At 57.9% G+C, this 302-nt stretch carries 1 protein-coding gene; it reads right to left on the bottom strand.

Translation table 11 applies throughout. The features are described from left to right. A partial coding sequence (locus F2P45_RS35010; RefSeq protein WP_229505457.1) for a transposase occupies positions 1-296 on the bottom strand: 296 nt, incomplete at its 3' end. Between the last annotated feature and the right edge of the window lie 6 nt (positions 297-302).

Raw genomic sequence — 302 nt, 5'->3', positions numbered from 1 at the left:
CCAAGCTTGAACATCGGATCGTGGCGCAGGCTGTTCGAGTCGTTCCCGTCCTCGTAGCCGCAGCCGATTTGGTAGATACGTTGCGTCAAAATATCGTGATAAGAATGGTCGACATAGCTCTGATGACGGCGGTCAGGCAAGGCTGCGGCGAGGCGCTTGGTCAATCCAATCTGGAGGTCGACACCACGCAGCAAAACCGGACCGAGGTCGGACGACAAGCCGCCGCCGGCGAAATCGGCGCGAACGCTATGAGCGGGAATGGATGCAAAACGGAGCTGCTCTGAGGTAGAATTCATGTCGGG

The sequence above is a fragment of the Massilia mucilaginosa genome, from assembly GCF_011682145.1.
In the GTDB taxonomy this organism is placed as follows: domain Bacteria; phylum Pseudomonadota; class Gammaproteobacteria; order Burkholderiales; family Burkholderiaceae_D; genus Telluria_A; species Telluria_A mucilaginosa.
The sequence above is the reverse complement of the archived record's forward strand: the minus strand, read 5'-3'. Positions and strand labels throughout refer to the sequence as shown.